Below are 13,893 nucleotides of genomic sequence, written 5' to 3'. Positions count from 1 at the left end.
TTTTTATTACAAATTACTTATAGCCAACATTCAGTGGTAAAGCGATACCGCTGATTATAGTTTGGGGAGAATTCATATGAAAAACAATCAACAATTTTATAAGCCTGTGTTTCTAGGTATAATATTCCTCTTCATGTGTGGATGTTTCATTACAACGATTGGGATTCCGGACGTTTTTGCAGAAGAAGGAGATGGGACAGAGGACTCTGGTAATAGCGGAGGCTTTATGATTGAGTCAGAAAAAGTTGAAGGTGAAATGGATGTATTAGGTTCTTTGCAGGGAAAGATCAATATTGAAGAAGGCAAAATTTACGGATTAACCATTACGAAGAAGCTTGACATGGGTAAGAACCAGAATGCAATGATAATTAAAATCAAATCACCCGGTCCTGTACCTGTTAAAGAATTGGAATCAGAAACGATTGGAGGTGGACCACCGTCATTTAGCGGTCTATGTGCACCTAGTAAAATAGGCTGGGCTTGTTTGCAGGATGTTAAAATGACGGTGCCGTCACAATCTGTTTCTGATATTAGCTTACCTGATGCAAAGATTGAAACCTGTTATGAAAGTGAATGTGATGCTTTACCTGATGAAAGTGCAGTAAGTAAAAAGGATATGCAAAATATGCTTGAGGAGATGGAAGAACAGCAATTAACTTTACAAGAAATTAAAGATGGATTGGAAGAAGATAAAGAGCAGCTGAAAACAATTAAAGAACTTCTGGATCAAGCAACGACAGCCTATAAGCAAATGAAAGAGGATGGACAGCCAGAGAAATTGGAGCAATCGGTTGATGATATTAGCAAGCTGCTGAATGAGCAAATATCTGCTGAGGAAGAAAACAAAGAAGAATTAGACGAGGAGTTTGTTGAGCAATTTGTTGTATTAACTGAGCAAACAGGGAAAGATTATACTTCCCTTAATGAGACAACAACGGAATTTGTAAAAACATTGGATGAGGCCTCCAAGTTGGTAAAGGAATTGGAAGAGCACATAAAACTGAAAGAGAATTCACTCGCAAAAATAGAGGAAGAGGCTAAGAAACAAGCGAAGGATAAAGATCGTAAACAGGCTGAAGACTATGCTGCGTTAAAAGAAAAAGCAGAAGAAAGCTCCGCTTCGAATGAAGCTGATAAAAAAGCGAAGAAAACGGATGGTAAGGAAACGAAAGCATCAGAGGAAAAAGAGGAAGCGATCGTTATTCCAGATTTGAAAGAACAATTGAAGGCATTTAAGGAAGAAGTACAGGCAGAAAATAAACGTTTACGTGAGTTAAAAGTGAAGCAAGAGGAATTAATACAATGGGTGGATACCATTACAAAAAGCCTGACAGAATTAAAAACAACGATTGTGAAGGTTGAGGAGAATTTTCCGGATGAAGTATTTGAAAAGATAATGGAACATCTAAAAGCCATTGAAATTGACGAGAAAGAATTAGAAAATAAAGATAGTCCAGACAATGACAATAAGGAAAAGCAACCAAAAGAAAACGGTGATAATGATAAAACAGGGAATACAAATAAAAAAGGCGACGAAGATGAAGATAAGGCTGAGAATGACGATCCCGACAAAAAAGGGAATCAGAAACCAGAACCAGCCGCAAAAGAAAATTCATTTGGAAAAGAAGCTGACAAGGAAAAGGACAAAGAGGAAAATGGCGTGTTGCTGAATGAGGTAACAGATCTTACCGATAAATTGTTTGATAATACGTCGTAACAGGTTAAAAATGGAGGGGTTTAAGCGCCCCTCCATTTTTAACGGATGCTAATATTATGCAGCGCTTCATTTACATCCGTAGTCGGCTGCTTGCAAGCAAAATTCTCACAAACATATACAGTTGTTTTATCCCCGATTTTCTTATATTCTGCTGCAAACGATGCAACACCAGCAAAATCTTCAGCAGATTCACTGGCGAGTATTGTTACATGCGGTAAAAATTGTTCCTTAAGCCGGCTAAGCAGTTTTTCCCTGTCCGGATCAATTTCATCGCCAAGTATGACCACTTCTTTTGTCGGGTTTTCCGTTAGCAATAGACTTTGCAGAAAATGGGTGCTTGCATGTGCATACTGGTGCAGATCTTGATAGAAAGCGGAATACATCTCCTCCGCTTTATCACGATATTTCGCTTCCCCGGTTAAGAATCCTAAACGGACAAGTTGAACCGCCGCAACGCTATTTCCAGATGGCAGGGCACCATCATAAACTTCTTTCTCCCTTGAAATCAGTTCTTCACTGTCATTTCCATTAAAGTAAAATCCACCATGATCGTTATCCCAGAATAAGTCGATCATGCTGTCAGCAAGCCTCCTTCCCTTTTTCAGGTGATCGAGTGAAAATGTTGTATCGTACAGTTCCAGATATGCCCATAGCAGATAAGCATAATCATCAATGTAGGCATTGTATTTTATCTCGCCATCCCGGTAGCGAGCCTTTAAACGATCGTCTTGGAAAAGCGTATCCTCGATAAATGCCAGTGCTTTTTCGGCTGCAATCAGATAATGTTTTTTATTAAAAACCTTCCCCGCTTTTGCCAGAGCTGCAATCATAAGGGCATTCCAAGAGGTCAATATTTTATCATCCACATGCGGGTATACTCGTTTTTTCCGCGCAGCTAATAAAGCATGGCGAGCTTGTTCCAATTTAGCTTGTAAGCCTTCAGGTGTAAGCTGAAATTCTTCGGCAACCTCTTGGACATTTGTATTGATCAGATTTGGGATATTTTTCTCTTCAAAATTGCCATATGGCGTCATATTGTATACCGTTGTATATAAATCTCCAAGCTCTTCACCCAGTACGTCAAAAATTTCTTCGTACTCCCAAACATAATATTTCCCTTCTACACCCTCTGAATCAGCATCGATCGCAGAAAAAAAGGCGCTGTCTGGACTTGTCATCTCCCGCATCACAAACTCAACAATTTGTTCAGCAATCTTTTTGTAAAATGGCTTTTTCGTCACTTGATAACATTCCGTAAAAGCCATTAGCAAAAGTGCGTTATCATAAAGCATTTTTTCAAAGTGGGGTACCAGCCAGGCCCTGTCTGTGGAATAACGGGAAAAGCCAAAACCTACATGATCATAAATCCCGCCGTCAGCCATGGATTGTAACGTTTTTTCAACCATAGCAAGTGCTGCGGTATCTCCGGTAAAGTGATACTGTCGCATCAAAAACAGTAAGTTCTGTGGGGCGGGGAATTTTGGCGCTGCTCCAAATCCGCCATATTCCACATCGAACGTATCGCGCAGCCGGTCGAATGCTTCATTAGCGCTTTCCAATGTCAGACGTTCCGTACTTTTAGCCGTCACAGTTTTTTGCAGTGCCTCTGTCACACTTTTTGTTACCTTATTAATATGCCCCGGATCGTTTGTGTATTTTTTATGGAGTTGTGTTAGTGCCTCAACAAGACCAGGTCTGCCGTATTTGCTTTCTTTCGGAAAATACGTACCGGCATAGAAAGGGATTTTATCCGGTGTCATAAAAATCGTAAGCGGCCACCCGCCCTGACCTGTCATCATCTGGCAAACCTTCATGTAAACGGCATCCACATCTGGACGTTCTTCCCGATCGACTTTGATGGCAATATAATGTTCGTTTAAAAGGTTTGCAACTTGCTTGTCCTCAAATGATTCGTGAGCCATGACGTGGCACCAATGGCAAGTTGAGTAGCCAATGGAAAGGAAGATGGGTTTGTTTTCTTGTTTTGCTTTATTAAATGCCTCCTTACCCCATGGGTACCAATCAACTTCGTTGTGAGCGTGTTGGAGTAGGTAGGGAGATTTTTCATGGATCAATCGGTTGGAGTTACTGTAAGATTGCATGGATCCACCTTCTATCTTTTTTTAGAAATCAGCATCTTTAATAATTTTTCCCTAATTAACGAAAAAGACACTTAAACGGGGAAAACTTTTTGAAAGATATATAATAGATTACTTTACCACAATTCGCCAAATTAATTCTAAAGATTAATGATAAAAGTAAATAATTAACATTTCTTTCTTATGCATCTCCATTAACGAAGAAGAGATTTAGACAATAAAAAACCGATCTTCTAAAAAAATCGGTTTTGATCAAATTTCTGGAGGTAAATCTCCTTTAAATTGTTTCCATATAGGAATTGACCAATCAGGTAAGGTTTTTGACTCAAAGGTAATCTTATCATTATTTATCTCTAACACAATTTCTCCGTCATCTGTACTGTTGTCAATCAAAACTAGATTATCAATGATGTGTGCATATTCACAAAGATGTTTAAATGAAGTTTGGTTTCTTCTAAGGATGTCTTCAGTGGGAATATGATGACCACCATTTTTTACTCTCATTGCGACTCGTTCTATATTTTGATTTACATTACTTAATGCAACGTAAAACATAGTCACTTCATAGCCCATCCTTTTGGCTTTTTGTATTTGCCTGATTGCATTCTTTCCAGCAAGTGTAGTTTCAATGGAAAAATCTTTACCTTTTTTAATATATTCATCGACAGATTTTATGACTTCTTTTCCAGCGGTTATCCTTTTTGATTCAGGATTTTGTGGATCTATCCTTCTTGCAATAGCATCCGGATCAATGTTGATATCAACAGCAATTTTGTCGATAATTAAATTGCGAAAAGTGCTTTTTCCACTACCATTATTACCTGCAAATATAAAAAACATAGGACTATGCAAGTGCATTAAGAACCACCCTCTTTATGCAAGGGTATAATTATACCATTCGGAAATTCTTTAACGAGCTTTCCTTCTTTTTCGTATACAATATATGTGTTATTTGCCTTAGCATCAATTCTTGCCCTTTCACCGGTCATCTTAGCCCACTTTTCAACCCAACCATATTTTCGTTTAGATTCATTGTTTGGCTGTTTTAACATAAACACCACCACCTTTATTAGATTATATCAGATAGCCGGATTAATTATAATATCCAAAATGATACCTATGAAGTTCATTTTAGGACTTTATGTTAATGGGATAACAGCGTCCAACTGTATTCGAGGAGTTCTATAAAATTTAGAGCTGGTGTCGAAAAAGGTGTTTTATAATATAATACAATTTTTATCGGGATGATTATAAAACGTGCTATTAGTGACAAGTCAAGTAGCCAATGGAAAGAAAGTTTGGCTTGTTTTCTTGTTTTGCTTTTTGGAATGCTTCGTCACCCCAATGGCACCAGTCTACCGGATTGTATGCGTATTGGAGCAGGTATGGGGATTTTGTATTTAATAAATTGTTGGGATTATTATCTGTATGCAATATTAACAGCTCCTAATTTAATTTAGATGAATAATCATTTCCTAGTGATTACTTGACAGTCACAGTTGATCCGTTGAATATTTTATTGCCTTTGTTTTTATATTACCCATTAAAAAAGAAAAAGACACTCAAATGAGTATCCTTCATTACAAAACCTTATCTTTCGGTGTTGCCTCAATTTCTACTTCCAGTTCTCCTGACGCAACTTGATCAAGGTGCCACACCATTCCTTATGTGGCTCCATGGAACTTGAAAAATTGTAAATCCTTTCTATATATTGAACACCATACGGTCTACATTTTTAAGTAGTTGCAGGTAGTATTCCATTAGAAGAATACGTTCTTTTAACGTCATATTGTGAGATTCGCTATTTAAACGGCTACGGAGATGTAACATATCAATTGTTTCAAAAGAACTTACTTCAAAGTCAGTAACGTCTTGACCATATTGCTCGATATCTTTTAGGTAATTCATTTTATGTACACCTCCTTGATTTTTCTCCACCCCATTTTCTATATTATACATGCAAAATAATAATCGTAGTGAAAACTAATTGAACGATTAAATGATAATATGGTTATAAAACAGACAAAGGTGAAAAATAACTTCCTCTTGTCCACATGACGTCTCATAAATGTTATGATAATTTTGTTTAAAACATTCATTAAAGGACGACGATGAATTATAACAAAAACATGTCCAAATGAGGGTAATTATGAAAAACTTTGAAAATGAACTTCAGAATGCATATAAAGAAATCGAGCGGTTAAAGGTAGAGAATGATCAATTAAGACAGCTTCTGCAGCAACATCAGATAAAAATTCCAAATCGCAATGATCAAAAGTATGGACAATCCGATGCAAAGGAAGCAAAACTTAGGAAAAGAATAGCTATTTTCAAAAGCCTATTCAAAGGAAGAAATGATGTTTTTGCATACCGCTGGAAATTGAAAAATGGAAAAGTTGGATACTCTCCGGCGAAAAAATCCGGTAGTGGATATCATATCCCGCTGACAGATCAGCAAATATACGATCATTTGTCTGGTGAGAAGACAATTGGGCTTTATCCGCTTTTGCTGGATAATACTTGCTGGTTTTTGACGGTAGATTTTGATAAAAAAGATTGGAAGAAAGATGTGAAAGCATTTATTCACACGTGCAAAATGATGAAAATACCGTTTAGCACGGAAAGATCACGCTCTGGGAATGGAGCACATATCTGGATCTTTTTCAGCGAACCTGTTCTTGCAAGGGTGGCTAGAAAACTTGGTAAAATACTTTTAGCAAAAACAAAAGAAACGTTTGGAAATAACGGATTGAATTCCTATGACCGATTTTTTCCAAATCAGGATACAATGCCAGAGGGTAAACTGGGAAATTTGATTGCACTTCCATTGCAAGGCGTTCCCAGAAAACAAGGAAATAGTATTTTTATAGACGAAAACTTTCAGCCATATTCAAACCAGTGGTTATATTTATCCAAAGTTGAAAAGATGAGCAAGCATGAAGTCGAGTCGATCGTAAAACGTTTTGATACAGAAGAAAAAACGCTTCGTGTTCATGAAAGTATGCCTCGTACAGAAGAGATACCTGAAAAAATCAATGTCATCTGCAAAAACGGAATTTATATTCGTAAACAGGGTATTCCTGGTTATTTACTGCAAGAAATAGCGCAGCTTGCGAAATTCAGTAATCCAGCATTTTACAAGGCCGAAAAGAAGCGGTTGTCCACAAAGCAAATTCCGCGAATCATTGACTGCTCAGAAGAGATGTCGGATAAACTGCTTTTGCCGCGAGGATGTATGGATGAACTGGCGAAGATGCTGAAGAATAAATCAATCGAAATCGTAATGGAGGATGAAACCAATTATGGGAAACCCATCGGTCTTGAATTCCAGGGAAAATTATCTGTGCAACAGGGGGATTGTCTTCAACAAATGCTGGCCCATAATATTGGTATTTTATCAGCAACAACCGGCTTTGGAAAAACCGTTGTTGCAGCGTCTATGATCGCCAAACGCAATGTCAATACATTAGTGATTGTCCACCGCAATCAATTAATGGAGCAATGGAAAGAACGTCTAACAGCGTTTCTCGATATAGATTCAAAGTCAATTGGGATAGTCGGAGGAGGTAAAAATACAGCGAAAGGAATAGTTGATATTGCCACCATTCAGAGTTTGAGCAATAAAGGTGCCGTAAAAGATATTATCCGGAAATACGGGCAGATTATCGTCGATGAGTGCCACCACTTTTCTTCATTCACCTATGAAAAAGTGCTGAAGGAAACCGATGCTGCATTTATTTATGGATTGACTGCAACACCGAAGCGAAAAGATGGACATGAATTGATAATGAAAATGCAACTTGGCCCAATTCGCTACAAGGTAAATGCCAAAGACCAGGCAAAGGTACATCCTTTTAAACATATTTTAATACTAAGGTTCACTTCATTTAAAAGTGCTGATAATGAAAAAGATGTTCAGGAGCTATATTCGGAACTGGTGCATCATGAAGCCCGTAATAATATGATCTTTAACGATGTGTTAAAAGAATTGGATCATGGCTCATTTCCTATTGTTCTAACGGAGAGAATCGAACATATTAAGGAACTCAACAAAAAGTTTCAACGATTTGTAAAAAATATTATTGTGCTAACTGGCGAACTAAGTAAAAAGGAAAAGGAGCAGCGATTGAATATCCTGGAGACATTGCCGGATAACGAGGAACGATTGGTCATTGCAACCGGAAAATATATTGGCGAGGGTTTTGATAACACCCGCTTGGATACGATGTTTTTAACTATACCGATATCCTGGCAAGGCACACTGCAGCAATATGTTGGCAGATTGCACCGCCTGCATGCAGATAAAACGGTTGTGAAAGTCTATGATTATGTGGATGTAAAGGAAGCAATGTTTGAGAAGATGTATAAAAATAGAAGAAAGGGCGATAAATCGTTGGGGTATGTAGTTGAGGGAACGGAGACTGGCAGTGTGACACAGCAAATGAATTTGTTTTGATTGAATGATGCCTGGATTTTGCCAGTAAATCGGTGTATTCAGCGAAAGAGAGAAAAAGGGGAGTGATAGGCAACTCTTAATAATAATTTTCAAAACTCAAATTAGTTAACTTATTAAGCATTCACTACTAATAGCGTTTTTGTTTATTTTTAAATGGAACACTGAAATTTCTTCAAATCAAATAAAATAGAAGAGATAGACTTGGATATCAACGGCCAATTCATCGATGGTAAATGGGTGCTGGCAGTTCAAATAAAAAGAAAGAGTATCCACTAAATGAAAATGATTCGAGATGGTGGATTGAAAAATGTCTGAACTCCCATACCACCCAACAGACCAAACTACTGGAAATTAATTGATCCAGTAGTTCAGCTGTAAGTGATATCACAATCATTTTTTCTGACCATGATTTTCTATTCTATTGGTAAATAGGTTTATAGTTAACTTACCCTACTACTGTGCCTGCGTCTACCGGATGAACGCTATGACGGTAATAGTCCATATACTCAGGCTTCATCGGTTTTTGTCCACGAATGATGTCCGCTGCCTTTTCGGCCAACATCAACACCGGTGCATGGATATTTCCGTTCGTCGTATGAGGCATAGCAGAGGCATCAACCACCCGTACGTTGTCCAGGCCATGAACCTTCATGGTGAGCGGATCTACAACAGACATCGGATCTGAATCGGGACCCATTTTTGCCGTGCAGGACGGATGGAGTGCCGTTTCGGCGTCATTCGCTACCCACTCCAGAATTTCCTCATCCGTTTGAACAGAAGGCCCAGGTGAAATTTCGCCCGAATTATAAGGTGCTAACGCCGGCTGCGAAAGGATTTCCCGTGAAACTCGTACTGCTTCAATCCACTCACGCCGATCCTCTTCGGTAGACAGATAGTTAAATACGATACTTGGATGCTGAAAAGGATCACGTGAACGGATCTTCAGGCTTCCTCTGGAGTTGGAATACATTGGTCCAACGTGTACCTGGAATCCATGCTTCGCGTCCGCTTTTTGTCCGTCATATCGAACCGCAAGCGGGAGAAAATGAAACATTAAATTCGGATATTCAACATTTTCATTCGAACGGACGAAACCGCCACCTTCAAAATGATTAGATGCTGCCGGTCCGGTGCGCCCGAGTAGCCATTGTAAGCCGATCCAAGGCATTTTTGCTTTATTTAAGCTAGGCATTTCCGAAACAGGTTGCGGACAAGCATGCTGAATATATACTTCGAGATGATCCTCCAGATTTTTACCGACACCTGGCAGGTCAACGATCGGTTTAATGCCAAGCGAGTGTAAATGGTCAGCGTCTCCCACACCTGACAACTGAAGGAGCTGCGGCGTGTTGAATGCACCACCGGAAAGGATAACTTCTCCTGCATTAACGTGATAAGTTTTCCCATTTTTTTGGTATGTCACACTGTTGGCTCGCGTACCATCAAAATTGATATTGGTAACAAAAGCGCGCGTTTCCACAGTTAAGTTTTTGCGTCGCATAGCAGGCCGCAAATACGCACGTGAAGCGGACACTCGTCTGCCATTATGGACATGACTATCGAATGGACCAAACCCTTCCTGGCGATAACCATTTACATCGGGGGTTCTCGAGTAACCAGCCTCAACAGCTGCATCAAAAAAGGCTTGAAATAAAGGATTCGTGGCAGGTCCGCGCTTTAATTTAAGTGGACCGTGGTGACCTCGATATTCATCAGATGGATCTGCTCCATGGGCTGTTTCTAGTCGCTTAAAATATGGCAGACAATGTGCATAGTCCCAAGTTTCCATACCTGGGGCAGCCCCCCACCGTTCATAGTCCATCGGGTTGCCACGCTGGTAAATCATGCCGTTGATGGAACTCGATCCCCCGAGTACTTTCCCTCGGGCATGCGCAACGTGCCGTCCATTCATATAAGGCTCAGGGTCAGAAGCATATAACCAGTCATAAAAACGATTACCTGACGGGAACATCAAAGCTGCTGGCATTTGAATAAATAGATCCCATGGATAATCACTACGCCCCGCTTCCAGGACAAGCACACTGCTCGATTTATCTGCACTTAGACGGTTGCCGAGTACACAACCCGCACTACCGCCACCAACGATGACATAGTCGTATGTTTTTTTCATCTGTAAGACCTCCTTGAAGATTATAAATGCAAAGTGTGTAAAATAACGTATAAAATGTTCATCCAAAACTTCTTCCGCTGCTGACATTAATTGGAATAATATTGAACTTTATGAAAGATTTACGTAACCAACATAATAGATTAGGATTGAGATTCCGATGAATATGCTTTCTTCATTCAGGAAGCAACAACCTTTTAGGAAACAATCATTAAAACCAATTAATCGGCTCCGGGTTCAGGTTATGGAAAACATGTTTCGTTTCCTGGTATTCTTCCAGCCCGGTTTTTCCCAATTCGCGGCCAATACCGGATTGTTTAAAGCCGCCCCATGGTGCATGGGGGAAGTATAGGTTAAAGTCATTGATCCAGACCGTTCCCATCCGCATTTTGGCTACACAGCGTTCGGCTTTGGCTATATCTTTTGTCCAAACTCCGCCGGACAGTCCGTAAATCGAGTCATTTGCTAGGTTGATAGCCTCGTCTTCAGTGGTAAACTTCTCAACCGTGATGACCGGGCCAAACCCTTCGTTTTGAACAACGCCCATGTCAGTTTTACAATTAGTAAGAATGGTAGGTAAATAGAAAAAGCCATTTTGTAATTCAGGATCTTCTGGACGTTTGGCACCGATGGCAACCGTTGCCCCTTCCTTGATTCCCATTTCTACATAGTTGATTACTTTATTTAAATGTTCTTGGGAAATAAGTGGCCCCATTTGCGTCGTTTCATCAAAGCCATTACCAAGTTTGATGTTTCTTACGCGTTCTACCAACTTCTGAACAAATTCATCATGGATGCTTTCTTCCAAAATTAATCTTGTACCAGCAGAACAAATTTGCCCAGCATGGAAAAAAACCGCATTCATCGCCTGGTCAATCGCTGTTTCAAAATCGGCATCGGCAAAAATAACGTTGGGGTTTTTGCCACCAAGCTCCAAAGCCAGCTTTTTCACGTTAACACTAGCAGCCTGCATGATCTTTTTCCCAGTTTGAATGCCGCCAGTAAACGAAATAAGATCAACATCCACATTGTTGGATAGTTCGGCCCCAACCGTATCTCCCGGACCAAGGACAAGATTGGCCACACCAGCTGGTACACCCGCTTCTTCGATTAATTGAAAAACTTTTACATGGGTTAGTGGGGTGATTTCGCTTGGTTTGATCACTAATGTGTTGCCGGCAGCAAGTGCAGGTGCTAATTTCCATGATGCCTGTAATAACGGATAATTCCATGGTGTGATTTGCCCGCAAACACCAACAGGCTCCTTAACAACCTTACTAACGGAATTTGGAATAGGCGAATCAATGATTTCTCCACCATCTTTATCGGCCAGTTCTGCATAGTAACGGAAAACGCCAGCAATATCATCCATATCCCCGCGGCTTTCTTCTACCGTTTTACCGGTATCAAGCGATTCCAGTTCCGCTAACGCTTCTTTATCGCGTTCAATTAAATCTGCAATTTTACCTACAATTCGCCCGCGAACTGTCGCAGGTGTTGTTGGCCATGGTCCATAATCAAACGCATTTCTTGCAGCGGCAATGGCTTTTTGTGCATCTGCTATATCACCTTCAGCTGCAACTGCAACGACTTCTTGATTAAATGGATTGATAATTTTTCTTGTTTTATTCGAGATGGAATCGACCCATTTCCCATCGATGTACTGTTGTTTAATGGCCAAATCTATCCCTCCTTGTAATCTTATGTTAATTTTGTTAAGAAAAAATTTAACGTTTTGAACAAAACAAATCTAACATGAACTTTTTTATTTGTCAAAAAGAAAAAACTTAAAATAGTTGCGGAATCCAGGGATCTTAATAGATTTAACAGGGGTACATTTTATAATATGATTTGACAATAAATTTTAAGACGTTAACATTAAGTTTGTAAAAAAATAATTTAACAAATTAAATTTTTTTAATGGAATGGAGGTGGGATGATGGAAAATGAAAGGAATAATCAAGCTAGAAACAAGCTTGATGAGGCAAAAGATCAAGTAATTGGTGCTATCTCCGAAACGATGGATTTATATGGTGTAACGCCCTCTGCAGGGAAGTTGTATGCGATGATGTATTTTAAAGAACAAATGAATCTGGATGAGATGCGCCAGGAGCTTGGGATGAGTAAACCAAGCATGAGTACAAGTGTCCGTAAACTGCAGGATAATGGCATGGTGAAAAAGAAATTCCAGCGTGGTTCCAGAAAACATATGTACGTAGCGGAAAAAGACTTCTTCCGTTCCTTCATGTCGTTCTATTGCCAAATGTGGGATCGAGAAGTAACGATGAACATGGAAGCTATTAAACAAGCAGAGATAGATTTACAGGAAATTTATCAAGATGATACAATCGCTGCCGATATTCGTGATGAGGCAAAAGCGGATTATGAACTGCTGGAATCATCAAAAGTATATTACCGCTGGCTGGGCCGGTTAACGGACAGCATTCGCAGCGGGAAAATTTTTGAGTTTTTACCGAAAAATCCAGAAGAAGAAAACAAATAATTTTAAACAAACATGAAAAGGGGTATGTAATTTAATGTTTTTTAAAAAAAGTTATGTGTTAATTCTATTCGTTGCTTTAGTAGCAGGACTTGCTGCATGTGGAAGTAATAGCAGTAGTGGAACATCCAAGGATTCAGGTGAAGAGACAGATGGAAAGAAAAAGATTGTGATGGGGCAGACAAATTGGGCAGAAAACATTGCTGTTACTAACATGTGGGACGTTATTCTGGAAGATAAAGGCTACGATCTGGAATTAAAGATGCTTGATATGGGCACCCAAATGGCGGCTGTTGCCAGTGGTGATCTGGATGTCAGCCTTGAAGTATGGCTGCCGGTGCAGGATGCAAGTTATCTGGAGCAATATCAGGATCAGGTGAATTTTTCCGAGGAGACGTGGTATGACACGGCAAAGGTTGGGTTGGTCGTACCAACGTATATGGAAGATATTAATAGTATTGAGGATTTGAATGCACATAAGGACGAATTTGAAGGTGAGATTACTGGTTTTGAACCTGGCGCAGGGACAATGGAAGTTACCGAACAATTGATCAAGGAATACGCCCTTGATTTTGAACTTGTTCCTAGTTCCGAACCCGCAATGATCACGTCAATTGGTGAAGCAATCAAAAATAAAGAGGCAGTCGTTGCCCCATTGTGGAGTCCGCATCGTGTGTTTTCGGAAATGGATTTAAAATACTTGGAGGATCCGAAAAAAGTTTATGGTGATGTGGAAAAAATTCACCATGCAACCCGGCACGGCTTCGCGGACGATTTTCCGAAAGTGGATCAATGGCTGAAAAATTGGAAGATGGATGATGAAGCCATTGGCCAGCTAATGAGCTATGTCAATGATGCAAATAGTCCAAAAGAAGGTGCGGCAAAATGGGTGGAAGAGAATCAGGATTTGGTTAATGAATGGCTGGGAGAATAGGATAAGAAAATAAATAAATATTTTGCCTGATAAATGTCAATTCCTTAATAAGAGGAATT

At 39.6% G+C, this 13,893-nt stretch carries 10 protein-coding genes and 1 pseudogene; 4 read left to right on the top strand and 7 right to left on the bottom strand.

What is annotated here, in order from left to right; translation table 11 throughout:
• Positions 1-76 precede the first annotated feature (76 nt).
• Entirely contained in the window at positions 77-1,717 is a 1,641-nt protein-coding gene (locus IEX12_RS06780) for a coiled-coil domain-containing protein (protein WP_155554992.1), read from the top strand.
• Positions 1,718-1,755: 38 nt separating this feature from the next.
• Here the strand turns inward: IEX12_RS06780 and IEX12_RS06775 are convergent, their stop codons facing one another.
• The 5 genes and pseudogenes from IEX12_RS06775 to IEX12_RS06755 all read right to left on the bottom strand — a co-directional run bounded on the left by IEX12_RS06775 (position 1,756) and on the right by IEX12_RS06755 (position 5,724).
• Positions 1,756-3,819 (bottom strand): thioredoxin domain-containing protein, encoded by a 2,064-nt coding sequence (locus IEX12_RS06775; protein WP_155554993.1) that lies wholly within the window; start codon positions 3,817-3,819, stop codon positions 1,756-1,758.
• 249 nt (positions 3,820-4,068) lie between these two features.
• Complete coding sequence (locus tag IEX12_RS06770; RefSeq protein WP_102414874.1) at positions 4,069-4,674, bottom strand: ATPase; 606 nt, start codon at positions 4,672-4,674, stop codon at positions 4,069-4,071.
• Complete coding sequence (locus tag IEX12_RS06765) at positions 4,674-4,868, bottom strand: hypothetical protein (RefSeq protein WP_102414875.1); 195 nt, start codon at positions 4,866-4,868, stop codon at positions 4,674-4,676. The genes IEX12_RS06770 and IEX12_RS06765 overlap by 1 nt, the downstream gene beginning before the upstream one ends.
• Before the next feature lie 214 nt (positions 4,869-5,082).
• Positions 5,083-5,250, bottom strand: a pseudogene (locus IEX12_RS06760) (DUF255 domain-containing protein); the annotation flags it as partial.
• A 270-nt stretch (positions 5,251-5,520) separates the two neighbouring features.
• The gene (locus IEX12_RS06755; protein ID WP_102414877.1) at positions 5,521-5,724 is read right to left on the bottom strand and encodes a hypothetical protein; all 204 of its coding nucleotides are present in this window, start codon (positions 5,722-5,724) and stop codon (positions 5,521-5,523) included.
• A 241-nt stretch (positions 5,725-5,965) separates the two neighbouring features.
• Here IEX12_RS06755 and IEX12_RS06750 point away from each other — a divergent pair, with 241 nt between their 5' ends.
• Positions 5,966-8,272, top strand: coding sequence for a DEAD/DEAH box helicase (locus tag IEX12_RS06750; RefSeq protein ID WP_188724828.1), 2,307 nt, complete (start codon positions 5,966-5,968; stop codon positions 8,270-8,272).
• 445 nt (positions 8,273-8,717) lie between these two features.
• Here the strand turns inward: IEX12_RS06750 and betA are convergent, their stop codons facing one another.
• On the bottom strand, positions 8,718-10,403 hold the full coding sequence (betA, locus tag IEX12_RS06745) for a choline dehydrogenase (RefSeq protein WP_188724827.1): 1,686 nt from the start codon (positions 10,401-10,403) through the stop codon (positions 8,718-8,720).
• A gap of 208 nt (positions 10,404-10,611) precedes the next feature.
• Entirely contained in the window at positions 10,612-12,081 is a 1,470-nt protein-coding gene (gene betB, locus IEX12_RS06740; protein ID WP_155554995.1) for a betaine-aldehyde dehydrogenase, read from the bottom strand.
• Positions 12,082-12,339: 258 nt separating this feature from the next.
• Between betB and cudC the strand changes: the two genes are divergently transcribed.
• Positions 12,340-12,903: a choline uptake/conversion transcriptional regulator CudC gene (gene cudC, locus IEX12_RS06735; protein WP_188724826.1), complete on the top strand. Its 564-nt coding sequence runs from the start codon at positions 12,340-12,342 to the stop codon at positions 12,901-12,903.
• Positions 12,904-12,937: 34 nt separating this feature from the next.
• Positions 12,938-13,834: a glycine betaine ABC transporter substrate-binding protein gene (locus tag IEX12_RS06730; protein WP_088052875.1), complete on the top strand. Its 897-nt coding sequence runs from the start codon at positions 12,938-12,940 to the stop codon at positions 13,832-13,834.
• The last annotated feature ends 59 nt before the right edge of the window (positions 13,835-13,893 follow it).

It is taken from the genome of Lentibacillus populi (assembly GCA_014642895.1).
GTDB classification, from domain to species: Bacteria; Bacillota; Bacilli; order Bacillales; family Amphibacillaceae; genus Lentibacillus_C; species Lentibacillus_C populi.
The sequence above is the reverse complement of the archived record's forward strand: the minus strand, read 5'-3'. Positions and strand labels throughout refer to the sequence as shown.